The organism is Halosegnis marinus (genome assembly GCF_029338355.1).
GTDB lineage: Archaea > Halobacteriota > Halobacteria > Halobacteriales > Haloarculaceae > Halosegnis > Halosegnis marinus.
The window spans coordinates 919,919-941,818 of the sequence record NZ_CP119802.1; the positions used below are offsets into that span (position 1 = coordinate 919,919).

Sequence of the window (21,900 nt, forward strand, 5' to 3'; positions counted from 1 at the left end):
CGTGGGTGAGAGGGGTGGGCCGGCTACATAGGGGTTCGCCCGGCGTGCGGCGGGCGCGGGCCGCCGTTACGCCTCGAAGCCCTCCTCGAAGACGAAGGTCCCGTTCCGCTGGACGGCCTCGCCGTCCACCTCGATGACAGAGTCCTCGCTCATATCGACTATCATGTCGGTGTGGACGGCGGAGTCGTTGCGCTCGTTGTCCGCGCCGACGGTGTCCTCGTAGGCCATCCCGATGGCCATGTGGACGGTGTCGCCGGTCTTCTCGTCGAACAGCATGTTGTAGGTGAACTCGTCGATGTCGCGGTTCATGCCGATGCCGAGTTCGCCGAGGCGGCGCGCCCCCTCGTCGGTGTCGAGCAGGCTCGTCAGGACGGCCTCGTTCTTCGACGCCGAGTGCTCGACCACCTCGCCGCCCTCGAAGACGAGGCGGGCGTCGAGCACCTCCCGGCCCTGCACCAACACGGGCTTGTCGAACAGCACCTCGCCCTCGACGCTGTCGGGGACGGGCGCGGTGAACACCTCGCCGCCGGGCATGTTGTGCTCGCCGTAGTCGTTCTCCACGACGTTGCCGGCGACGGACATGGTCACGTCCGTCGTGTCGCCCGAACGGATGCGGACCTCGTCGGCGTCGTCGAGGATATCGACCAACTGCGACTGGTGTTCGCGCACGGCGTCCCAGTCCTTGTTGACGGCGCTCCAGACGAACTCCTCGTACGCCGCGGTGCTCATCTCGGCCTTCTGTGCGCCCGTCTCCGTGGGGAACTGCGTGAGGTTCCACCGCTTCGACATGACCTCGTCGGAGACCGGCTTGTTCGCGGCCGACTTCGCCTGCTGTATCTCCGGGGGGACGTCGCTCGACTCCAGCATGTTGCCGCCGCCCCGGACGTTGATGAAGACGTCCGCCGCCTCGGCGCGGGCCAGCGACATCCCGTTCAGTTCGATGTCGTCGGGGTCGACCGCGCGGTCGTAGGCGCGCGAGGCGCGGGCCGAGCCCATCGTGACGACGGTCGTCGCGCCGCGCTCCGCGCACAGTTCGTTGACGGCGACGAGCAGGTCCTCGCTCTCGGGCGAGCCGCTGACGATGACGTCGTCGCCCCGCTCGATGTCGGTACAGTGGTCGACGAGCACCTCGGCGTGCTCGCGGATTCGGGGGTCCATACCCGGGGTTGTGCGAGCCGGGACTTAACCCCGGGCAGAAGGGCCCTTCTGTTTGGGTTCAGGGAGGTTCGCCGGTCGCGACCACCCGGCCGCGGTCGTCGAGCGTGACGGCGAGCGTGTCGCCCTCGACGGTCAGTTCGAAGCGGAGGCGGTAGGGGTCGTCGTCCGCGACGCTCGCCGTCGCCGTCCCGATGCCGCCGGGACCGCGGCCGTCCACGGCGACGGCGACGCGCCACGGCCGCGCGTGGTGGACGTCCGCGCCGTGGTCGCGGTAGAAAGCGACCACCTCCGGCGCGAGCACGAGGTAGGTGCCGGCGCTGGCGGCGAACCGCTCGCCGCAGCGGTCACACCGGGAGGCGAACACGTGCATCTCGCCGCCGTCCACCGCCGTCGTCGTCGGCTCCGTCGCCAGCGGTCCGAGGCACTCGGGACACCGGCCCGTCGTGGCGAACTCCATCCGCTGGTAGGTGCGAAGCGCCGCCGTCTCCAGCAGGGTCTCGGTGTCCATGTCGGCGGCCGCGCCGGGCGGGAACCCCGTCACGAACAGGCCGTGGTCCGCCTCGCAGCGCACGGCGAGTTCGCCGTCGGCGTAGCCGGCCGTCACCGGCGCGCCGCACAGCACGCAGTCGCCGAGGTCGGTCGGTTCCTTGCGCTCGGCCCCCGAGTAGGTGCCCGCGATGACCGCCGCGACGACGGCCCGCCCCGCGTAGGAGAGGTCGTACCCCTCCTCGGACTTCTCGACGAACGTGCCGACGAGCTTCCCGAGGTGGTAGTTGAAGCGCCCGGAGTCGTCGATGGCGGTGCGCCGGCGCAGCGTCGAGAAGGCCAGCGGCGTCTCCCCCTCGCGGCGCGCGGCGACGAGCGACTGGAGGATGTCCATCCGCGGTTCCGCCGCGAGCAGTTCGAACGCGGCCGCCGGGCGGGTGCCGTCCATGGACCGCGATACGCCCCCCGGGACAAAGGCGTTCGCCCGGCGGTTTCGGTTACGCGTCCGACAGGTCCGCGACGGCGACGTGGAACGGAACCGTCTCGCGGCGCTCGTAGGTGCCCTCGCGCGCCTGCGCGACGGCCTCGCGGCCCATCTCGCGCCATCGCTCGCGCAGCGCGTCGAGTTCGGCGTCGTCGCCGGCCATCTCGCCGCGCCGGTCGCGGATGGCGTCGCCGCGCGCCTTCCGCGCGACGGCTTCGAGCTCGCGCTCGGCGTACGGCGCCGTCGTCGTCCGCGTGTGGTCGCGCCGGGCCGTCTCGGGGGCGGGGAGGCCGGCACGCTCGAACAGCGCCGGCAGGTCGCCGCCGAGCGCCACGTCCGTCTCGACCCCCGCGAGGTAGCGGTCGCGCGCCTCGCGGGCGAGGCCGGCCTCGCCCTCGGCCGTGGACTCGACGGTCACGCCCGCGTTGTCGGGTTCTATCGCGGCGACGGCGTCGCGGGCGACCCGCGCGAACTCCCGCAGGGCGCGCTCGGGGTCGGGGAGGTTCACCAGCAGGGCCTGACACGCCACGAGGTCGAAACTGTCGTCGGGGAAGGGGAGGCTGTACGCGTCGGCGCGCACCCCTTCGACTTCCTCGGGGAGCGCCGCGAGCAGGTCGGGGTCGCGGTCCGCGCCGACGACCCGGCCCGGACACTCGGCGGCCATCGCCGCGGCGAGTTCGCCCGTGCCGCAGCCCACGTCGAGCACGCTCGTCCGCTCCGGTAGCGCCAGGGGCGCGAGCGCGTCCCGGTCGGCCCACAGCCCCTCGCGCGTCCGGTCGAGGTACTCGGCGGTGAAGCGGCGCACGCCCCCGATAGCGAGGGACGGGAGAAAACCCCTACGCGTCGAGTTCCGTCCCGCACTCGGGACAGACGAGCGTGAAGCCGTCCTCGGCCGGCACGAACCGCATCTCGTCGCTGTCGCACTCCGGGCAGTCCTGCTTGACGCGCACGTCCTCGCTCGCCTTCGGGGCGCCGAGCGCGAGCGCCACGACCGGCTCGTCGCCGCCGTTGTACCCCGACTGGAAGTCGCCGGGCGCGAACCGGACGGCCTCGCCCGCGCCGACGGTTACCTCGTCGTCGGGGCGCTCGAACGTCGCCTCGCCCGAGAGCACGTAGAACACCTCCTCCTGGTCGAGGTGGGTGTGCAGCCCGCCCGAGAAGCGCTCGCCGGGCGCGAGCGTGTAGTGGTTGATCGCTACGTCGCTCGTCCCGAGCGGCCCGGCCAGCCGCCGCACGTCGGCGTCGCTCATTCCCTCCGCGTCGAGGTCCTCGACGGTCACTTTCTCCATGCCCGGAACACGGACGCGCGACCCAAAAGCGTCGGCTTCGCGGAAGCCCCCGTGACGACCTGCCGGTCGGGGGCGCAGGGCTCACTCCCGATAGCTCGCGTGTCGCCCCGCTCCCGCTCGCCCGTCTCGCGGCCTCCCTATCGGTCGGCCGCGTGCAGTTCCCGGACCCGCTCGCGGCTCCGCCGCTCGCCGTTCGGTCCGCTCACTCCCGCTGGCTCGCGTGTCGCTCCGCTCCCGCTCGCCCGTCCCGCGGCCTCCCTATCGGTCGGCCGCGTGCAGTTCCCGAACCCGCTCGATGTTCCACTCGAAGGACTTCCCGTCCTCCGTCGGCGTCTCCAGCGCCATCGGGACGCCCTCGTCCGCCGCCCGCTGGATGAACGCCCGCATCCCCTCGACGCCGATCTCGCCCTCGCCGATGTGGGCGTGTTCGTCCTTGTTCGTCCCGCAGGCGTGCTTCGAGTCGTTGAGGTGGACGTACGCCAGCCGGTCGAGGCCGACCACGTCGTCGAACGCCGCGAACGTCTCCGCGACCCCCTCGGCCGTGGAGATATCGTAGCCCGCCGCGAACGCGTGGGCGGTATCGACGCAGAACTCGATGTCGAGCGACGTCTCGTCGGCCACCGTCGCGAGGTGCTCGAACTGCCCGCCGAGCTTCGTGCCCGAGCCGGCGTCCGACTCGATGAGGACGGTCACGCCGTCGGGCACGTCGAGGTCGTCCAGCACGGAGCCGGCGTTTTCGAGTCCCCCCTCGACGCCCGCCCCGGTGTGCGCCCCGAGGTGGACGTTCACGTACGGGATGTCGAGCGTCGCCGCGGCCTCGACCTCCTCCTGCATGGAGTGTAGGGACTTCTCGCGGAGGCCCTCCTTCGGCGTACAGAGGTTGACGAGGTAGGAGGTGTGGATGACCCACGGCCCGATGCCGTGTTCGTCGGCGAGGTCCACGAACTGCGCGGCCGCTTCCTCGTCGAAGGAGGGCGACTGCCACACCTGCGGCGAGTGCGAGAATATCTGCCCGCAGTTGCCGCCGTACTCGACCTGCTGGTGGACCGCGTTCGCCGGGCCGTCGTACGGGCCCGCGCTCTTCGCGATGGAGGTGTGTGCCCCCACCCGGATGTCGTCCGTGCTCATGGCTCGGGTAGCGGGCGGGGGTCGCAAAGCGGTGTCGGATGCGTCGTTCGGTGTGCTCCGTGGCTGTTCTCGCGGCGTGGGTTCGGTTCGCGGGACTCGACTCCGATACTGCTCCGCGAGCGCCCTGCTCGCGCGATTCCATGAGTACCGCCCCGCGACCGCACCGCCCACACACCTCCCTTGCCGATTCACTCGGTCGCGTCGCTCCCTCGTTCATCCCTCGCGTGGCGCCGGCTCGCCACGGCAGGCTCGCCGGCGCGCGCCACAGGCGGCAGAAGCAGTGAAGCGGAGTCTGACTACGACGTCGGGTCGTCGCGCCGCCGGGTCCACGCCTCGCTCCGGTACTTCTCGTCGGCGCGTTCCTCCGCGAAGTCGCGTTCCGCCTCGGTCCACTCGCCCTCCTCGGCCCCGGCCCACTCGGCGAGCGCGTCCTCCAGCGCCGCGACCACGTCGGCACGGGTCAGGTCGGGGTTCTGCTCGAGGAGGCTCGTCACGCGGCCGTCGAAGTCGGCGGGCGTCACGTCGTCGGCGGCGAAGCAGTCGAGGTGGCGCTCCGGCTCCGAGCGGAAGGTGATGGAGCCGTGCTGGATGACCGCGTCCTTCCGGCGGTACTGCGCGTTACCGGAGAGCTTCCGGCCGTCCCCGGCGACGATGTCGTGGGCCGGGTGGAGCGCGCGGAGGTAGCAGGCCGGCTCGTGGACGGCCGCGTGTTCCTCGGCGACGAAGCGGGCGTCCACGCCGAGCGCGTCGAACGCGTCGAACAGCGGCTCGCAGAACAGCTCGTACGTCTCCAGCAGGTCGCCGGGTACCTCGTCCGCGGGGGCGATAACCGAGTACGACACGTCGCCGTAGGTGTCGTGGTAGATGCCGCCGCCGCCGGTGTTGCGGCGTATCACGTCCACCCCTGCGCGCTCGCAGGCGGCCCAGTCCACGCTCTCGGCGGACTGGCGGTAGCCGAGCGACAGCGTCGAGGGTCGCCACCGGTAGAGCCGGACGGTCCGGGGACCGCCGGTCGCAGCGGTGCGGGCCGCGGCCTCGTCGTAGGCCATCGCCTCGGCACCCGGGAGCGCCTGCTCGCGTAGCAGCCGCCAGTCGCCTTCAGGCATCGCCGGTGTCGGGTCGCTCGGGTTCGAACACGTCGGCGTGGAGCCGCCCGGCCACCTCGTCCATCAGCGTGCGGAGGTTGACGGCGTCCTCGCGGTTGTACGAGACGAGCGTCTCCAGCGAGCCGTCCTTCCCGCGCTCGTGTTCGCGCCACAGACGTACGGCGTCGCGGCCCGTGATATCCGGGCGGTCGCGCTCGATGCCGACTTCCGGTTCGATTGCCTTCAGCCCGCCCGAGAGCCCGACCTTCTTCGCGGCGTACATGCTGTCGAGGTGGGGCGCGTCGATGTCGAGGTCGAACGCCGATTCGAGGAAGGGCACGTCGAAGGAGGCCCCGTTGAACGTGACGAGCAGCGGGGCGTCGAGCAGGCGGGCGACGTTCTCGCGGGTGAGGTCGTCGCCGCGCACGAGCGTCGTCGTGTCGCCGCCGCGGTGGACCGAGACGGTGGTCACCTCGTCGCGGTCGGCCGAGAGTCCCGTCGTCTCGATGTCGAAGAAGGCCGCGTCGTCGCGGAAGTTCTCGTAACAGCGCCACAGTTCGCCCGAGGGGAACCGCTCGCCGAAGTACCGCGCGTCGCCGGCCGCCAGCCGCGAGCGCGCCTCCTCGATGTACGCGCCGATGCGCTCGCCCGTCGTCGCGCCCACGTACGAGGGGTCGAACGCGTCCCAGTGGGTGACCCCGCGGCGCCAGAGGTCGCGCTCCGTCTTCTCCCCGACCCCGCCGACCGGGATGAAACTGTTCTCGATGCGCATACCCGAACTTCCTGTCGTGCGGCTAAAACCCCTCGCTCCGGGCGGCGGGCGCGAGCGACGAGACGCGTTTTAGTATCGTAGTATGCAGTTTACAGTGCGGAACGGGAGAGACCCCTCGAAGCACAGTAAACAACCGTGAAAAGCCGTCTACCCTCCGTCGAGCCGCGTTAGACGACCACGACGTCGCCCGAGGGCTCGTACTCCATCTCGCGGGCGACGCGCTCGGCCACGTCGGCCCCGAACTCCCGGTCGACGACGTGGAAGGCGAGATCGAGCCCCGAGGTGACGCCGCCGGCCGACAGCAGGTCGCCGGTATCGACCACGCGGGCCTCCCGCACATCGGCGCCGGCGTCGGCGAGGTCGTCGAGCGCGGAGGCGTGCGTGACCGCCGGTTTCCCGTCGAACAGCCCCGTCTTCGCGGCGAGCATCGCCCCCGTGCAGACCGTGGCGAGCGGGACGCCTTCCGCGTACAGCGCCGCCAGCCGGTCGGGAAGCCGGCCGTCGTCGTACTCCGCGCGAGCGCCGGCCTCGGCGTCCGGGTCCGACCACCCGCCGCCGGGGACGACGACGAGGTCGGGGTCCGAACCCCCCAGTTCGCCGTCCGCGCCCACGCGGAGGCCGTGGCTCGCGGTCACGGCGTCGCGGCCGTCGCGGGTGACCATCCGCACCGACCCCTCGTCGGCGGCGTAGCGCAGGCCGTTCGCCAGCACCTCGTACGGACCGACGGCGTCCAGTTCGTCGAACCCCTCGTATATCGCTATCTCGACGTTCACAGCGGCCGTTCGCGCGGTCGGGGGTTCAGCGTTGCGGACGGTGTAGTAAATCACATATTGCGATATTAAATCCATCAGGCGAGCCACGGGCGGCGCTGCTCACGGGGCAGAGAGGTAGTCCGGAAGTTACCCCCGGGAATCAGGTGACGCCGTCGGATTCGACGTCGTAGGCCTCGTACGCGTCGGCCTCGTGGATATCGCGCAGCGCCTCGGCCACGTCGAGCACGTCCTCGAACCCGGTGTACAGCGGCGCGGGCGCGACCCGGACGACGTTCGGCTCCCGGAAGTCCACGACGACGCCGCGGTCCTTCAGCGCCTGCGAGATGCGGTACGCCTCCGGGTGTTCGACGGCGACGTGGCCGCCGCGGCGGGCGTGTTCACGGGGCGTCCCAACCGAGAAGGCGTCCGGGAGGTCGTCCACGAGGGCAACGAGGTAGTCGGTGAGCGCGAGCGATTTCTCCCGGAGGGCGTCGATACCGGCCTCGCGGGTCACGTCGAGCGCGCCGTCGAGCGGCGCGGCCGCGAGGACGGGAACCGTCCCGATCTGGAACGCGCCGGCGCTCTCGGCGGGGGTGAACTCGTGGTTCATGTCGAACTGCGTCCCCTTGTCGTGGCCCCACCACCCGGCGAGCGCGGGCGTCGTTCCGAAGTGCTCGCGGTTGCAGTACAGCCCCGCGACCGCCCCGGGACCGGCGTTGAGGTACTTGTAGTGGCACCAGACGGCGAAATCGACGCCCGCGCCCGCGAGGTCGTGGGGCACCGCGCCGACGGAGTGGGCGAGGTCGAACCCCGCGTACGCGCCGTGGTCGTCGGCCGCCGCGGTCAGCCGTTCCACGTCGAGGAGTTGGCCCGAGCGATACAGGACGCCGGGCATGAACAGCACGTCCACGTCCTCGCGCGCGAGCGCGGCCTCCACGTCCGCCTCCTCGACGGTCCTGCCGTCGCGCGATTCGACCACTGTGAGGTGGTCGTCGGGGTCGAGCCCGCGCTGGCGCAGCTGCGCCCGGACGGCGTAGTGGTCCGAGGGGAAGTCGAGGTCGTTGACGAGGACGGTGCCGGGGTCGTCGGCCGCGGCGGCGCTGCCGCCGTTCGCCATGTCGTAGAACGTCGCGACGAGGGTGTGGATGTTCACCGTCGTGGAGCCGCAGACCGCGACCTCTTCCTCGTCGGCCCCGACGAGGGGGGCGAGTTTCGCGCCCAACCGTTCTCCGTAGTGGAACCAGTCCGGGTCGGCCTCGGTCCACCCCTCGACGGCGTGCTCGCGCCACTGCTCCACGACGCGACGTATCGCGTCCTCCGCCTCGCCGGAGAGCGGCCCGAGGGAGTTGCCGTCCATGTACGTGCCGGGCACGTCGAACCGGTCGCGGAACGACGCGAGCGGGTCGGCCGCGTCGGCCTCGCGGGCCGCTTCGCGCCGCGCGCCCGGCGATTCCTCGACGCTCGGTGTCTGCATATCGGGTGCACGGGCCGGGGGGTGAGGGGCTTTTCGGCACGACGGTGTAAATCGTATGTCGCGATACTAAATCGGCGAGGCGGCGGGACGGTCGCCCACAGCGAACGGGCCGGAGACGGCGGCGAGCGCCCCTCAGCGCTGCGAGCCGCGGAGGATGAACGGCCCGATGGCGAGCGTCCGCTTCGCGACGGTGGCGATGCGGGCGATGTAGGAGACCAACAGCAGGAACGGCACCAGCGAGACGGTGAAGGCCGTCGCGACGAGCAGGAGGACGTTCGGGATTCCGAGCGTCGCCCCGGGCACGGGACCGCTACCGAAGAACGCGAGCATACAGCCCGCGACGACGAGCGCCGGAACCGCGGCGTAGAGGATGAGCTGCGAGAGGTCGATGAGTGCCCACTGGAAGTACAGCGTCTTGATGTGCTCGCGGGCGGGCCCGAACATCGAGAGGACGGTGTGCAGCTCGTCGAGCAGCCGGTCGACCTCGTCGTCGACGGCGTCGGCGTGCTCGTCGCCGATGCGCTCGACCTGGAATATCTTCCAGCCGTAGTTGAAATCGAGGGCGGCGAACAGCACGTCGAACTCCCCGAACGTGGCCCCGTCGAGCTGGTCGCCGACGGCCTCGGCGTTGCCGGTGACGCTGTCGGTGAACTCCGCCACCTCGTCGCGGAGCGGCTCGTCGTCGCTGTCGGCGACGGCGTCGCGCAGCGCCGTCGCCCGGCTGTCCGTCTCGTCGACGAGCATCCGCAGGAACGCCGACGGGTCGGCGGGGGTCGGCTCGCCGGCGAACTCGCTCGCGTAGTCGCGGAAGTCCATCGTGTTGCTCATTCGGCGGTGCTGGTCGCCGAGCGGGCCGTTCTCCTGCGAGATGACGAGCTGGCTGATGGTGACGACGAGCGTGGTGCCGGTGATGATAGCGCCCAGAAGCGTCGAGAACAGCGTCGCCTTCGTGTCGCCCGACTGGAGGCTCGCGGTGAGGCCGACGGGATCGACGGTCCCGACGCCGACGAACGCGGCGAAGACGCCGACGGCGAGCGCGCCCGTGATGAGCAGGCGGTTCGCGCTGAGCATCACCCACAGCTTCAGCCGGCTCTCGTTCGCGCGCTCGCGCATCGTGTTCGCCGTCGAGAACTCGGCGTCGCCGGAGCTCTCGATGTCGGTGTCGGCGTCCGGGTCCGCGTCCACGTCGTCGTCCGGAGTGACGCTCATCGGTCGCCCGCGGGGCGTTTGAACAGGATGAACTTCGTCCCGCCGCCGACGTAATCGACGGTGTCGACGAGTTCCCACCCCTCCGCGCCAAGCCGGTTCAGTTCCGCCTTCGGGTCGGTCGCCTCCTTCTTCGTCGCGCCTCGGGGCGGCCGCAGCGTCTCGTACTCCCACTCGTCGGGTGCCATGCACGACGGAGACGGTTGGGCCGTAAAAAGCTCCGTCCGAAGCTTCACGCTCCCCCTCGCCGAACCCCGACCGTGACCGACCGACCCGACACGCTCGACCCCGACCTCGCGGCCGTCGTGGAGGCGTTCGAGGCCTCGGGCGTCCCCGAGTGGCACACCCTCGACATCGAGAGCGCCCGCCGGCTGGAGGACGACCTGTTCGGCGCCGACCGGACGACCCCGGTCGCGTACACCCGCGACGTCGCCGTCGAGGGACCGAACGGTCCCGTGTCGGTGCGGGCCGTTCGACCGGAAGCGGCGGGGGAGTTGCCCGTCGTCGTCTTCTACCACGGGGGGCTGTGGGCGCTCGGCACCCTCGACTCTGTGGAGGACATCTGCCGGGAACTGGCCGACCGCGTCCCCGCGGTGGTGCTCGCCGCCGACTACCGTCTCGCGCCCGAACACCCGTTCCCCGCGGGGCTGGACGACTGCGTCGCCGCGTACGAGTGGGCGCGCGAGCACGCCGACGCGTTCGGCGGCGACACCGACCGGGTGAGCGTCGCGGGGACGAGCGCGGGCGGCAACCTCGCCGCCGGGGTCGCGCGCCGCTGCCGGGACGGCGGCCTCCCCGCGCCCGAGCGGCAGGCGCTCCTCTACCCGATGGTCGACGACGACTTCGACCGGCCCTCGTACCGCGAGAACGCCGACGGGCCGCTCCTCACGCGCGACGCGGTCGAACACTTCTGGGGCGAGTACGTCCGCTCGCCCGTGGACCGCGCGAACCCTTACGTCGCGCCGCTGCGGGGCGACGCCTCGGGGCTCGCGCCCGCGACCGTCGTCACGGCCGGCTTCGACCCGCTGCGCGATGAGGGGACCGCCTACGCCGAGGCGCTCGCGGGGGCTGGGGTCGCGGTCGACCACCGCCACTACCCGTCGATGTGCCACGGCTTCCTCTCCCTGACCGACGAGGTGGCCGTCGCCGACGGGGCGATGGCCGACCTCGCGGCGGACCTCGGCGGCGAGTAGTCGCGCGGACCCGAAACGCTCCCCTCGACCCCGTGACGCCGCCGAGCGACCGTGTTCGGCAACGAACGGGCCACTCCCGCCCCCGCACTCGTGTTCCGCCGTCCGCCGCCGGGGCCGTTTTCGTATCCCCACATACGGTTTACCGCTCGGCGACGGCGCTACGCGGCCCTTTTGCGTCTCCGGCCTGTTAGCCGTCCTATGGTCCAGAACGTCGCTCCGCTGATGGCGGAGCTGGAGTCCGAGGACTTCTATCTGCTCTCCGGGCTCGAACAGGGGATGCGCTTCTCGCGGTGGGTCGCCCGGGGGAAGCTCTCGGAGTTCTCCCGGCTCGACGACGAGGAGGTGTCCCACCGGCTCGACCGCTGTGAGCGCCGGGGGCTGATCGAGCGCAAGACCATCCAGTACACCGGCTTCCGGCTGACGTTCGAGGGGTACGACGCGCTCGCGCTGCGCACCTTCTCCGAGCGCGACAGCATCGAGGGCGTCGGCGCGCCGCTGGGCGTCGGCAAGGAGTCCGACGTGTACGAGGCGCGGTCGTACAAGCCGCTCGCGCTGAAGTTCCACCGCGAGGGGTACACGAACTTCCGCGAGGTGAAACGCGAGCGCGAGTACACCGCCGACCGGAACCACATCTCGTGGTTCTACACCGCGCGCAAGGCCGCCGAACGCGAGTACGAGGCCCTGCGGACGGTGTACCCGCAGGTGTCGGTCCCCCGGCCCGTGGACCACAACCGCCACGGCGTCGTGATGGAGAAACTGGAGGGCGTGGAGCTGTCGAAGGCCGCGCTCGACCCCGAGCAGGCCGTCGGCGTCCTCGACCTGGTGCTCGACGAGGTGGCCGAGGCGTACGCGCAGGGGTACGTCCACGCCGACATGTCCGAGTACAACGTCTTCGTCGCCAGCGACGGCGTCACCGTCTTCGACTGGCCGCAGGCCGTCCCCGTGGACCACGAGAACGCCGACGAGTTCCTCGAACGCGACTGCGGGAACGTCGTGAGCTACTTCGCCCGGAAATACCCCTCCGAGACGCCCGATATCGACGTTTCGGCGCTCGCCGACGCCGTTCGCGCCGGGGAGTTCGACGGCGTCCGCGCGCTGGCGTAAACCGCCCGTTGCGATACGAAATCCCGACACCGCTTTGCCATCCCGCCCCCAGCCCCGAGCGTGTACCTCGTCACCTTTCGGCTGCGCCCGGGCGAGTACGACGACGAGTTCCGGGAACTGAACGCGGCCGTCGAGCGCGCCGCGGAGACCACGCCCGGCTACGCGGGCCGGCGCGTGTGGGAGTCGCCCGACGGCGCGGAGACGCTGGTGGTCTATCGCTGGGAGACCCTGGAGGCGCTGGCCGCCTTCGCCGCCGACGAGGACCACCGCGAGGCGAAGCGTCGCTGGGCGGAGTGGTACGAGGAGTACGAGGTGACCGTCGCAGAGGTGGTGGACACGTACGGGAACGGGAGGTGAGATTCGACGCCCTTTTGCCCGCGAACGGGGAAGTGAGTCCAAGCACGTCGGCTCGCGGGCCCCGACGGGCACCTGCTACGGCAGGACGGGATGTGACACGGCGGCCGTGTTGAACCACGCAACGCCCGCGGAGACAACAAATGGCACGAAGCTTCTACTCGCACATCGCGGAGGCCTGGCAGTCCCCGAAGGAGGGGAAACTGGCCGAACTCCAGTGGCAGCGACAGCAGGAATGGCGAAAGCAGGGCGCTATCGAGCGCGTCGAGCGACCGACCCGACTCGACCGGGCGCGCTCGCTCGGCTACAAGGCGAAGCAGGGCGTCGTCGTCGCCCGCGTCGCCGTCCGCAAGGGGAGCGCGCGCAAGCAGCGCTTCAAGGCGGGCCGCCGCTCGAAGCGGCAGGGTGTGAACAAGATCACCCGCCGCAAGTCCATCCAGCGCATCGCCGAGGAGCGGGCCTCCCGGAAGTTCCGCAACCTCCGCACGCTGAACAGCTACTGGGTCGGCGAGGACGGCTCGCAGAAGTGGTTCGAGGTCATCCTGCTCGACCCGGAGCACGGCGCCATCCAGTCCGACGACGACCTGAACTGGATCTGTGACGACAGCCAGCGCGGCCGCGCGTTCCGCGGCAAGACCAGCGCGGGCCAGCAGGGCCGCGGGCTGACGACGCGCGGCACCGGCACGGAACACACCCGCCCCTCCATCCGCTCGAACAACGGGCGCGGCAAGTAACACCCGGACCGCCCGGGCACGCTTTCTCCTCGCGGCGCGTAGCTCTCGCGTGAACGACACCGACGGGTTCGACGAGTTCGACCCGATGGACGACCTCGACCGCGCGGAAACCACGCTCTCGATACGCGTCGAGTCGCGCCGCTACGGCAAGCCGATGACCGTCGTCGAGGGGTTCGGCGACGGGACGGACCTGAGGGCGCTCGCCTCGACGCTGAAGAAGCGCATCGGGACCGGCGGCACCGTCGAGGACGGGACGATAGAGCTCCAGGGCGACCACCGCGACCGCCTGCCGGAACTGCTGGAGAAGGAAGGGTACGCCGTCGCCTAGAACGCGGCGCGGCCGACGAGCGGAACGGCGATACCGACCGCCGCGACGACGTGGAACACGCCGAGAACGACGAGGCCGAGCGTCGTCATGCCGGGCATCGCGGCCGCCCCGGTGACGAGCGGGACGAACGAGAGGGCCAGCACGAGCGCCGCGAGCGCGAGGAAGTCGCGGGTCGCGGTCTCGCGGGCGGCCAGCAGCGCGTAGACGAGCGTCCCGCCCGCGGCCGCGAGCAGGGTGACGAGGACGATTGGCGTCCAGCCGAACGGGTCGAGCGCCGCGAGGTCCGGCGCGAGCAGGACGGCGACGAGGCGGACGGCGGCGACGCCCGCGAGGGCGAACGCCGCGGCGGTGAGGCCCCGGCGCGCCAGCGTGTTTCGGTCGACGCCGGCCGAGCGGGGGACGGTAGTGACGGTAGCCATACCGACCGTCTTCGCGCTCCGAGGAGATAACCGCGCCGGCTGCCCACTGTTATAGGGCCGGCGCCCGCACGGTCGGGTATGGGAGACGGAATCGACCGCGTCGATACGGGGAAGCGAGCGGCGAGCGGGCCGGGGCGACTCGGCCGACTGCTGTTCGGGCTGGGAATGGCGCTGCAGGCAACGGAGGACTTCCGGGACATGGAGGACACGGTGGAGTACGCCGAGTCGGCGGGCGTCCCCGCCCCCGACCTGCTCGCGCCGCTGGCCTCCGGGATGATGTTCGTCGGCGGGCTGGGCGTCGCGTTCTGGAAGCTCCCGAAGGTGGCGACCGGCGCGGTGGCGGCCTTCCTCGCCGTCGTGACGCCGACGATGCACGACTTCTGGAACGAGGAGGGCGACGCGAGCGGCGAACGGCTGGCCTTCTTCGGCAACCTCGCGATGTTCGGCGCGGCGCTCGCGTTCCTGCGCGAGGCCTACAAGTAGAGTTCGGCGGCGAGGTAGCCGTCGACGACCTCACGGACCCCGGCGACGAGCGACGGCCGTATCGTGACGCCCCACGTCAGTCCGCCCGACGCGGCCGCGACGAGCATCGTGGCGGTCTCCTCGGGGTCCACGTCGGCGAAGTCGCCGCGCTCGACGCCGGCGGCGATGACGCCGGCGAAGCCGTCGTGGATGGCCGCGTAGAGGTCGGCGAACCGCTCGGCGTAGGCCGGTTCGTGGGGGGCCTGCGCGAGCAGTTCCATCACGGCGACGCGGAAGTCGCGGAACTCGTCGTCCATCTCGCGGGGGAGCAGGCCGTCGAGCATCCGTTCGAGCGCCGCCGGGGGGTCGTCGGCACCCTCGAACTCGAAGGCGGCGCGGAACGCGTCTACGAGGTAGTCGATGAAGTCCCGCAGGATGGCCTCCTTGTCGTCGTAGTGGTAGTAGAGCAGCGACTTGCTCTTCGGGAACGCGTCCGCGATGGTCTGGACCGTCAAGCCGGCGTAGCCGTGCTCCGCGAGGGCCGCGTAGGTCGCCTCCATCACCTCCTCCTCCGTCTCGCTGCGGTCGCCCGCGTGCATACCCTCAGGCTGGGGACGCCGCCTAAAGCCGCTTCGGTGCGGAAACGGCCGACAGCGATTTATCCGGTGACGCGACAGCCGGGGGTATGTACGAGAGCGGGGCGTTCGTCGCCGCCCACCTCGACCCGGTCGCTGACGAACAGGTCCAGCCCAACGGCGTCGACCTGACGCTCGCCGCGGTGGAGCGACAGGTCGAACCCGGCCGCATCGACACGGACGGCAAGCGGGTCGGCGCTCGCGAGACGGTCGAACCGGACGACGACGGCGTCTACCGGCTGGAGCCGGGCGCGTACGTCGCCCGCTACGGCGAGGTGATCGCGGTCCCGGACGACCACGTCGGCTTCGTGTTCCCCCGGTCGTCGCTCATTCGCAACTCCTGTATGCTCAACACGGCGGTGTGGGACGCCGGCTACGAGGGCCGCGGCGAGGGGCTGTTACAGGTGGGTCACACGGTCGAAATCGAGCGGGGCGCGCGAATCGCACAGTTCGTCCTCTCGACGGCCGACCACGAGGGGCACTACGACGGCACGTACCAGGGCGAGAACCGGTGACAGGGGGCGTTCTCACGGCGTGAAACGGCCTCCCGCCTTTATGGTGGGTCGCGGTGTACATACGTACAATAGAATGGCCGCGGGGATGGAACCGGAGTCGTTCACCGACCGGGCGTTCTTCGAGGCGCTGGTCCAGAACGGCTCCGACGCGATCGTGACGATAGACACGGAGAGCCGCATCCGCTTCGCGAACGACGCGACGGAGCGGGTGTTCGGTTACGAGCCGGCCGAACTCGTCGGCGAGCCGCTGACGCGGATCATGCCGGACCGGTTCCACGAGGCCCACCACAGCGCCGTGGACCGGTACCTGGAGACCGGCGACCGCACCCTCGACTGGGGCGGCATCGAGCTGCCGGCCGAACACGCCGACGGCCACGAGATACAGGTCTCGGTCACCTTCGAGGAGTACGAGTACGAGGGCGAGACGGTGTTCTCGGGCATCATGCGCGATATCTCCGACCGGAAGGAGCGCGAGCGCAAGCTCGAACAGCAGAACGAGCAGCTCGAACGGTTCGCCTCCGTCGTGAGCCACGACCTGCGGAGCCCGCTCCAGACGGCGAAGGCGACGCTCGCCGTGGCGCGCGCGAACGACGACGAGGAGGCCCTCGCCGAACTGGACGACCTGCTCGACCGGATGGACGAACTCGTCGACGACGTGCTCGCGCTGGCGACGCAGGGGCAGGCCGTCGACGACCCCGAGGAGGTGTCGCTCGCAACCGTCGCCGACGAGGCGTGGCACGTGGCCGGCGGCGACCAGACGTTCGAGACCGACGAGCGGCGGCTGGTGGCCGACCCCGAGCGGCTCCGGACGCTGCTTGAGAACCTCTTCCGCAACGTCGACGACCACGCCGACGCCGGGAGCGTGCGGGTCGGGGCGCTCCCCGACGGCTTCTACGTCGAGGACGACGGCCGCGGGCTCGACGGCGTCGAGACCGACCGCCTGTTCGAGCACGGCTACACGACCGCCGACGAAGGGACCGGCATCGGCCTGAACATCGTCGAGACGGTGGCGACGGCCCACGGCTGGCGCGTCGGGGCGGGCGAGAGCGACGACGGCGGCGCCCGCTTCGAGTTCCACGAGGTGGTGACGCGGTGACCGCGGCCTCGAACGACCGGCTCTCGACGGACGGCGCGGGCGACGACGGCCGCGAGCCGGTCGTCCTCGTCGTCGACGACGAGGAGCGCGTGACGCAGGCGTTCGACCTCTGGCTCGACGGGTACGACGTGCGCACGGCCACCTCCGGCGAGGCGGCCCTGGAGACGCTCGACGACGAGGTGGACGTGATACTGCTCGACCGGCAGATGCCGGGGATGAACGGCGACGAGGTGCTCGAACGGGTGCGCGAGGGCGAGCACTCGCCGCGCGTGGCGATGGTCACCGGCGTCGCGCCGACGTTCGACGTGGTGGACATGCCGTTCGACGACTACCTGGAGAAGCCCGTCGGGCAGGAGGAGTTGCGGGCGGTCATCGAGCGCCTGCTCGACCGCTCGGCGTACGACGAGCGCATCGCCGAACTGGAGGCCACGACGCGGAAGGTCGAGCTGTTGCGCGAGCGACACACCGACTCGGAGCTGGCCGACAGCGAGGAGTTCGGCGAGCTGACCGACCGGCGCGACCGGCTCCGGTACGAGGCCGACGAACTGCTCGCGGACCTCGGTCCCGAGGAGTTCGCCCGGCTGATGCAGGACCTGTAACCCCGCTACAAGGATTTCACTCCCCGGTGAGGGAGAGCTCGCGGAGCGCCCGCCGCTCCGCGCGCCGGAGCGTCCGCGCGACGGTCACCGGGTCGGAGCCGACCATCGTCGCGACCTCGGTGTGGGTCGTCCTCCGCGGCTGTTCGTAGTAGCCGGCGTCGAGAGCGGCCTCGACGACGCGCCGCTCCTCGTCGGTGAGCTTCGGGCCGCCGTCGCCGCGCACGGCCGCGGAATCGTTCACGCCGACCGTACAGCGCGCGGGGGTTTGAACCTTCCCGTCCGGGAGGCGGCGACAGAATTCTCGCCCGGTCAGATACCGCCGACGCCCGTCTCGGCGTCGGGGAGGTCGTACTCGACGACCTCCATGCCGAGTTCCTCGATGGCCGCGCGCATGTGTTCGTCCTCCGCGTAGTCGGCGCCGTCCTCCTCGCGGAGCCGCTGGGCCGTCGCCAGCACCTCGCCGCGCCGGTCGTCGGGGATCTCGTACTTGTCCGTCGAGAGCTCGATGACGAGGCCGTTGTTGTCGCGGGTGTACAGCGAGTGGAAGATACCCCGGTCGAAGACGTTGTAGCCGCGGCCGTCCTCCTCGATGGCCGCCATGACTTCCTCGAACTCCTCCGGGTCGACGCTGAAACAGAGGTGGTGGACCGCGCCCGTGCTGGTGCGCTGAGCGCGCGCGGAGTCGCGGTCGTCGCTCACGAAGAAGGTGAGGATGCGCCCGTCCCCGGTGTCGAAGAAGAGGTGCGTCTGCGAGGGGTCGTCGAGGTTCGGCTGGCGGAGCACGAGCGGCATCCCCAAGAGGTCGCGGTAGAAGGCGACGGTGTCCGCCTCGTTCGACCCCCAGACGGTGATGTGATCGGTACCGGTGGTGTGGAACGGGGCCTCGGGCAGGTCGGCGGTGACGGGCGGCCGGTCGGACTGCTGTGACATACTCCCCCTTCGCGCGCCGCCGGCATAAGCCGTCGCGGACACCCGTGTCCACGGGTGACGGGGGTGTCACCGCCGGGTCGCGGCGCGGTTTCCTCGGCCGGCGATGCCGGCCTCGTGTTCCGTCGCTCGTGGAGCGACCTACTCCACGAACGGCCCGCGCTGACGTATCGGCTCGCCGTGCGGCCGGCCCGCGATACAGGCGACCCGGAGCCCCTCGCCGTCGAAGGCCGTCTCGCCGCCGCCCTCCACGTCGATGAAGTCGCCGCCCCCGAACGCCTCCCCGTCGGCGGTCCCTTCGCCGTCGATACCGTAGGCGAAGCCGTTCCAGCCCTCGGGCACCGACCACGTCCACGCGCCGGAGAGCGCGGCCACCTCGTAGGAGACGGGCGTGTGGAGCGACAGCGGCGACCCCTCGCCGACGACGGTGGTGACCGTCGCGCCGTCCGTCTCGCGGACGGGGAGCTCCTCGGCGCTCGCGTCCTCGTAGCTCGGCTCGACCGTCTTCTCGTCGCGGGGGAGGTTCACCCACAGTTGGAGGCCGTTACAGGCCGCGCCCTCGTCGGGCATCTCGGAGTGGCGCATCCCGGAGCCGGTGGTGACGCGCATCGCGTCCCCCTCGCGGGCGACGCTCTCGTGGCCCATCGAGTCGGCGTGTGCCATCGCGCCCTCCAGCATGTACGAGATTATCTCGAAGCCGCGGTGCGGGTGGGTGTCGAACCCCTGGTGGGGCTCGATGTAGAAGCGCTCGAAGACGACGAACGGGTCGAGGTGGTCGCGGGCGCCGGTGGGCATCACGCGGCTGGCGTTCATCCCGCCGGGGTGGACGACGCGCTCGGCGGCGCGGGGGTCGGACATACCGGAGGGAGGGGACGGCGCCGGAAAGCCGTCGCGGTCGCGGCGGTTCCGTCAGTTGGTTTCGAGCGGCGGGAGCTGTTCCTCGATGTACTCGAGGTCCACGTCGAGCCACTCGGGGACGACGAGGTTCTCGCCGAGTTCCTCCTTGGGCTCGTCCACGTCGAAGCTCCCGTCGGTCGTCGCGAACTCGAAGACCGCGCCGCCCGGCTCCGAGATGTACCGCGAGCGGAAGTAGTCCCGGTCCTTCCGCGAGGTCGGGATGTGGCCGTTCGCCTCCAGCGCCTCGGCGACGGTGTCCTGCTCCCAGTTGTTCGGGACGCGGAACGCGACGTGGAGGTACGTGCCGATGCCCTGCCGGCCCTCCGGGGCGTTGGGCCGGATGAGCACGTCCACCACGTTCGCGTGCGCGCCGTCGACCGGCGAGCGGTAGCGGACGATGTCGGCCGCCTGGAAGTGTTCGTGCATCCCGACGCGCTCCCAGCCCATCGTCTCCAGCACGTCGATGGTGCCGGCGGGGTCGGCCGACAGCAGCGCGACGGAGTGGAAGCCGCGGATGCCGTGTTCCTCGGGCACGTCGCCGCCGTCCCACGGCTCGATGGAGGACTCGCCCGTGACGAGTTCGTACGGGGTGCCGTCCGGGTCGGTGAAGGCGACGGCCGTCTCGTCGAACCGCTCGCTCACGGCGTACTCGACGCCGTGGTCGTCGAAGCGGTCGGTCCAGTACTCGACCGACCCCTCGGGGATGACGAGCCGGGTCGACTCCATCTGCCCCTTGCCGACCTGTCCCTGGCCCATCTCCATGTTGGACATCGGGAAGTAGGTCACGACGGTGCCGGGCGTGCCGTCCTCGTCGCCGTAGTAGAGGTGGTATATCTTCTCGGGCACGTCGAACCGCACCGTCCGCTTCACGAAGCGGAGGCCGAGCACGTTCGTGAAGAAGTCGTAGTTCTCCTGCGGGTCGTCCGAGAACGCCGTCACGTGGTGGATGCCGTCGACTGCTACCATGATACACCCACGGGTACGACCGATACCGTGGACAGCGTTGTCATAGGGGAGGATTCCCGCGGTATCTCGCGTGTTTATCTACTCCCCGCCGCCCGTGTACACCCCGTCGGGGTCGAGTTCCTCCCGGATGAGCCGCAGTTCCTCGTCGGTCGGGACGGGCGTCTCGGCCACCTCGTCGGCGAACGAGATGTCCCAGCCGGTGGCGTCGCGGACGTCCTCCCGGGAGACGCCGGGGTGGAGCGACGTGACGTACATTTCGCCGGCGTCGTCGAACTCCATGACCGCCTTGTCGGTGATGACGGCCTCGGGGCCGCCGCGCAGGCCGAGTTCCTCGCGGCCCTCGCGCCCGCCGACGTAGCCCGGACTCGTCACGAAGTCCACCTCCTCGGGGAACCGTCGCTCGCTGTGGGGGGTGATGACGAGCGTGCGCTCGGTGTTGCTCGCTATCTCGCAGGCCCCGCCGCTCCCCGGCAGGCGCACGTCCGGGTCGTCGTAGTCGCCGATGACGGTGGAGTTGATGTTGCCGTGTTTGTCTATCTGCGCGCCGCCGAGGAAGCCCACGTCGATGCGGCCCGCCTGGAGGTAGTAGCCGAAGCCGTCCACCATCGGCACGACGCTGCGCGCGTTCGACGCGAGGACGGGGTCGCCGATGGAGAGCGGGAGCGACGAGGGGTCCGAATCGACGGTGCCCGACTCGTATATCATCCGCAGGCCGGGCGCGCCCGTCCGCTTGGCGAGGTTGCAGGCGATGTTCGGCACGCCGACGCCGACGAGGACGGTGTCGTCGTCGCCGAGTTCCTGGGCGGCGCGGGCTATCATCAGTTCGGTGTCGGTGTAGTCGGCCATCTCAGTACCCCCCCATGTCCACCGGCGTCGCGTAGTTCCGCTTCGGCAGGAGGTCGAGCAGGCGTTCCGCGCCGAGTTTCTCCATGTACTCGCGGCGGTTCTCGACGCCGTGGACCCACTCGTCGAGCCACGCCAGCGTGTCCTCGTGCGTGCCCGACACCTCGTCCCACTCCAGGTAGGCGTCGTTGTCGCGGTCGTAGAACCCCTGCGCGTAGGAGGGGTGCGCGCCGAACGGCTCCTCCACGACGAAATCGACCGCGTCGTCCGGGATGACGGTCCGGTTCGGGTCCGAGCGCACGACCGACTCGTCGACCACCTCCTCGACCGTGAGGACGACGGTGTCGGCGGCCATCGCGGCCTCGACGATCTCGCCCTGGATGCCCCATATCTGCGCGTTACCGTCCTCGTCGGCGCGCTGGGCGCTGACGACGGCCACGTCCGGCTTCAGCGGCGGCACGACGGCCACCTCCTCGTCGGGGTCGTAGGGGTTCTCCACGACGCGGATGTTGTCGTTCACCTCGGGGTAGTCCGACCCGAGGAACGTCCGCAGGGGAACGAACGGGAGGTCCCGCGCGCCGGCGGAGAGCCGCGAGGTCAGCCCGAAGTGGGAGTACTCGTCTATCTCGACCTCGTGGGGGACCCCGTCCTCGACCGCGCGGCGGAACGCCCGGAGGCTCCCGACGCCGGGGTTGCCAGCCCACGAGAAGGTGACCGCGGTCGCACACCCGGCGGCGATGAGCTGGTCGTACACGAGGTCCGGGGTCGCCCGGACCAGGTGGAGGTCGTCGTACCCCTGCCGGATTATCTCGTGGCCGGCCGCGAAGGGGATGAGGTGGGTGAACCCGCCGAGGTAGAGGCTGTCGCCGTCCGAGAGCGCCCCGTCTATCGCCGTCTCCATGTCGACGACGGTCACGGTGCCGGCCTCCGCGCGTCTGCTGTCATGACCGGAGGTGGGGCGCGGACGCACATATAAACCGCCGGCGGCGGCGGT

28 protein-coding genes are annotated in these 21,900 nt (G+C 70.8%); 9 read left to right on the plus strand and 19 right to left on the minus strand.

Annotated features, from left to right (window positions below; all coding sequences use genetic code 11):
* Positions 1 to 66: 66 nt before the first annotated feature.
* The 11 genes from P2T37_RS05170 to P2T37_RS05220 all read right to left on the minus strand — a co-directional run bounded on the left by P2T37_RS05170 (position 67) and on the right by P2T37_RS05220 (position 10,022).
* The gene (locus P2T37_RS05170) at positions 67 to 1,158 is read right to left on the minus strand and encodes an aminopeptidase (protein WP_276235721.1); all 1,092 of its coding nucleotides are present in this window, start codon (positions 1,156 to 1,158) and stop codon (positions 67 to 69) included.
* A 58-nt stretch (positions 1,159 to 1,216) separates the two neighbouring features.
* Positions 1,217 to 2,092 (minus strand): DUF7351 domain-containing protein, encoded by an 876-nt coding sequence (locus tag P2T37_RS05175; protein ID WP_276235722.1) that lies wholly within the window; start codon positions 2,090 to 2,092, stop codon positions 1,217 to 1,219.
* A gap of 49 nt (positions 2,093 to 2,141) precedes the next feature.
* Positions 2,142 to 2,933 carry a class I SAM-dependent methyltransferase gene (locus P2T37_RS05180; protein WP_276235723.1) on the minus strand — a complete coding sequence of 264 codons (792 nt, stop codon included), beginning with the start codon at positions 2,931 to 2,933 and terminating at the stop codon, positions 2,142 to 2,144.
* Positions 2,934 to 2,964: 31 nt separating this feature from the next.
* Positions 2,965 to 3,417, minus strand: coding sequence for a cupin domain-containing protein (locus P2T37_RS05185; protein ID WP_276235724.1), 453 nt, complete (start codon positions 3,415 to 3,417; stop codon positions 2,965 to 2,967).
* Positions 3,418 to 3,675: 258 nt separating this feature from the next.
* The gene (locus P2T37_RS05190; RefSeq protein ID WP_276235725.1) at positions 3,676 to 4,545 is read right to left on the minus strand and encodes a deoxyribonuclease IV; all 870 of its coding nucleotides are present in this window, start codon (positions 4,543 to 4,545) and stop codon (positions 3,676 to 3,678) included.
* A 296-nt stretch (positions 4,546 to 4,841) separates the two neighbouring features.
* Positions 4,842 to 5,651 (minus strand): lipoate--protein ligase family protein, encoded by an 810-nt coding sequence (locus P2T37_RS05195; protein ID WP_276235726.1) that lies wholly within the window; start codon positions 5,649 to 5,651, stop codon positions 4,842 to 4,844.
* On the minus strand, positions 5,644 to 6,402 hold the full coding sequence (locus P2T37_RS05200; RefSeq protein WP_276235727.1) for a ribonuclease H-like domain-containing protein: 759 nt from the start codon (positions 6,400 to 6,402) through the stop codon (positions 5,644 to 5,646). The genes P2T37_RS05195 and P2T37_RS05200 overlap by 8 nt, the downstream gene beginning before the upstream one ends.
* Before the next feature lie 167 nt (positions 6,403 to 6,569).
* A complete protein-coding gene (locus P2T37_RS05205) occupies positions 6,570 to 7,175 on the minus strand; it encodes a DJ-1/PfpI family protein (RefSeq protein WP_276235728.1) in 606 nt (201 codons plus the stop codon).
* A gap of 139 nt (positions 7,176 to 7,314) precedes the next feature.
* Positions 7,315 to 8,628 carry a kynureninase gene (gene kynU / locus P2T37_RS05210; RefSeq protein ID WP_276235729.1) on the minus strand — a complete coding sequence of 438 codons (1,314 nt, stop codon included), beginning with the start codon at positions 8,626 to 8,628 and terminating at the stop codon, positions 7,315 to 7,317.
* Positions 8,629 to 8,760: 132 nt separating this feature from the next.
* The gene (locus P2T37_RS05215) at positions 8,761 to 9,837 is read right to left on the minus strand and encodes a DUF7972 family membrane protein (RefSeq protein WP_276235730.1); all 1,077 of its coding nucleotides are present in this window, start codon (positions 9,835 to 9,837) and stop codon (positions 8,761 to 8,763) included.
* Positions 9,834 to 10,022 carry a Sp36 family protein gene (locus P2T37_RS05220; protein ID WP_276235731.1) on the minus strand — a complete coding sequence of 63 codons (189 nt, stop codon included), beginning with the start codon at positions 10,020 to 10,022 and terminating at the stop codon, positions 9,834 to 9,836. Before P2T37_RS05220 ends, P2T37_RS05215 begins: the two co-directional genes overlap by 4 nt.
* 72 nt (positions 10,023 to 10,094) lie before the next feature.
* Between P2T37_RS05220 and P2T37_RS05225 the strand changes: the two genes are divergently transcribed.
* The 5 genes from P2T37_RS05225 (at position 10,095) to P2T37_RS05245 (ending at position 13,547) form a co-directional block, all read left to right on the plus strand.
* Entirely contained in the window at positions 10,095 to 11,027 is a 933-nt protein-coding gene (locus tag P2T37_RS05225; protein WP_276235732.1) for an alpha/beta hydrolase, read from the plus strand.
* 198 nt (positions 11,028 to 11,225) lie between these two features.
* On the plus strand, positions 11,226 to 12,131 hold the full coding sequence (locus P2T37_RS05230; RefSeq protein ID WP_276235733.1) for a serine/threonine-protein kinase RIO2: 906 nt from the start codon (positions 11,226 to 11,228) through the stop codon (positions 12,129 to 12,131).
* Positions 12,132 to 12,191: 60 nt separating this feature from the next.
* Positions 12,192 to 12,488, plus strand: coding sequence for an antibiotic biosynthesis monooxygenase family protein (locus tag P2T37_RS05235; protein ID WP_276235734.1), 297 nt, complete (start codon positions 12,192 to 12,194; stop codon positions 12,486 to 12,488).
* 140 nt (positions 12,489 to 12,628) lie between these two features.
* Positions 12,629 to 13,219, plus strand: coding sequence for a 50S ribosomal protein L15e (locus P2T37_RS05240; protein ID WP_276235735.1), 591 nt, complete (start codon positions 12,629 to 12,631; stop codon positions 13,217 to 13,219).
* A 49-nt stretch (positions 13,220 to 13,268) separates the two neighbouring features.
* A complete protein-coding gene (locus P2T37_RS05245) occupies positions 13,269 to 13,547 on the plus strand; it encodes a translation initiation factor (protein ID WP_276235736.1) in 279 nt (92 codons plus the stop codon).
* Here P2T37_RS05245 and P2T37_RS05250 read toward each other — a convergent pair.
* The gene (locus P2T37_RS05250) at positions 13,544 to 13,966 is read right to left on the minus strand and encodes a hypothetical protein (RefSeq protein ID WP_276235737.1); all 423 of its coding nucleotides are present in this window, start codon (positions 13,964 to 13,966) and stop codon (positions 13,544 to 13,546) included. The two genes, P2T37_RS05245 and P2T37_RS05250, sit on opposite strands and share 4 nt — an antisense overlap.
* A gap of 78 nt (positions 13,967 to 14,044) precedes the next feature.
* Here P2T37_RS05250 and P2T37_RS05255 point away from each other — a divergent pair, with 78 nt between their 5' ends.
* Positions 14,045 to 14,449 carry a DoxX family protein gene (locus tag P2T37_RS05255; protein WP_276235738.1) on the plus strand — a complete coding sequence of 135 codons (405 nt, stop codon included), beginning with the start codon at positions 14,045 to 14,047 and terminating at the stop codon, positions 14,447 to 14,449.
* On the opposite strand, the gene P2T37_RS05260 is transcribed toward P2T37_RS05255, so the two are convergent.
* Entirely contained in the window at positions 14,440 to 15,027 is a 588-nt protein-coding gene (locus P2T37_RS05260; protein ID WP_276235739.1) for a TetR/AcrR family transcriptional regulator, read from the minus strand. The two genes, P2T37_RS05255 and P2T37_RS05260, sit on opposite strands and share 10 nt — an antisense overlap.
* An 86-nt stretch (positions 15,028 to 15,113) precedes the next feature.
* Here P2T37_RS05260 and P2T37_RS05265 point away from each other — a divergent pair, with 86 nt between their 5' ends.
* The 3 genes from P2T37_RS05265 to P2T37_RS05275 all read left to right on the plus strand — a co-directional run bounded on the left by P2T37_RS05265 (position 15,114) and on the right by P2T37_RS05275 (position 17,273).
* Entirely contained in the window at positions 15,114 to 15,578 is a 465-nt protein-coding gene (locus P2T37_RS05265; protein ID WP_276235740.1) for a deoxyuridine 5'-triphosphate nucleotidohydrolase, read from the plus strand.
* A gap of 73 nt (positions 15,579 to 15,651) precedes the next feature.
* The gene (locus P2T37_RS05270; RefSeq protein WP_276235741.1) at positions 15,652 to 16,674 is read left to right on the plus strand and encodes a PAS domain S-box protein; all 1,023 of its coding nucleotides are present in this window, start codon (positions 15,652 to 15,654) and stop codon (positions 16,672 to 16,674) included.
* Positions 16,671 to 17,273, plus strand: coding sequence for a response regulator (locus tag P2T37_RS05275; RefSeq protein ID WP_276235742.1), 603 nt, complete (start codon positions 16,671 to 16,673; stop codon positions 17,271 to 17,273). The genes P2T37_RS05270 and P2T37_RS05275 overlap by 4 nt, the downstream gene beginning before the upstream one ends.
* 16 nt (positions 17,274 to 17,289) lie before the next feature.
* Here P2T37_RS05275 and P2T37_RS05280 read toward each other — a convergent pair whose 3' ends face one another.
* The 6 genes from P2T37_RS05280 to P2T37_RS05305 form a co-directional block, all read right to left on the minus strand.
* Positions 17,290 to 17,514 (minus strand): helix-turn-helix domain-containing protein, encoded by a 225-nt coding sequence (locus tag P2T37_RS05280; RefSeq protein WP_276235743.1) that lies wholly within the window; start codon positions 17,512 to 17,514, stop codon positions 17,290 to 17,292.
* A 68-nt stretch (positions 17,515 to 17,582) separates the two neighbouring features.
* A complete protein-coding gene (locus P2T37_RS05285; protein ID WP_276235744.1) occupies positions 17,583 to 18,203 on the minus strand; it encodes a VOC family protein in 621 nt (206 codons plus the stop codon).
* 138 nt (positions 18,204 to 18,341) lie between these two features.
* Complete coding sequence (locus tag P2T37_RS05290) at positions 18,342 to 19,058, minus strand: pirin family protein (RefSeq protein ID WP_276235745.1); 717 nt, start codon at positions 19,056 to 19,058, stop codon at positions 18,342 to 18,344.
* Between the two features lie 51 nt (positions 19,059 to 19,109).
* Complete coding sequence (locus P2T37_RS05295) at positions 19,110 to 20,063, minus strand: VOC family protein (RefSeq protein ID WP_276235746.1); 954 nt, start codon at positions 20,061 to 20,063, stop codon at positions 19,110 to 19,112.
* Between the two features lie 78 nt (positions 20,064 to 20,141).
* The gene (locus P2T37_RS05300; protein WP_276235747.1) at positions 20,142 to 20,909 is read right to left on the minus strand and encodes a CoA-transferase subunit beta; all 768 of its coding nucleotides are present in this window, start codon (positions 20,907 to 20,909) and stop codon (positions 20,142 to 20,144) included.
* A 1-nt stretch (position 20,910) separates the two neighbouring features.
* Positions 20,911 to 21,822 (minus strand): CoA transferase subunit A, encoded by a 912-nt coding sequence (locus tag P2T37_RS05305; protein WP_276235748.1) that lies wholly within the window; start codon positions 21,820 to 21,822, stop codon positions 20,911 to 20,913.
* Positions 21,823 to 21,900 lie beyond the last annotated feature (78 nt).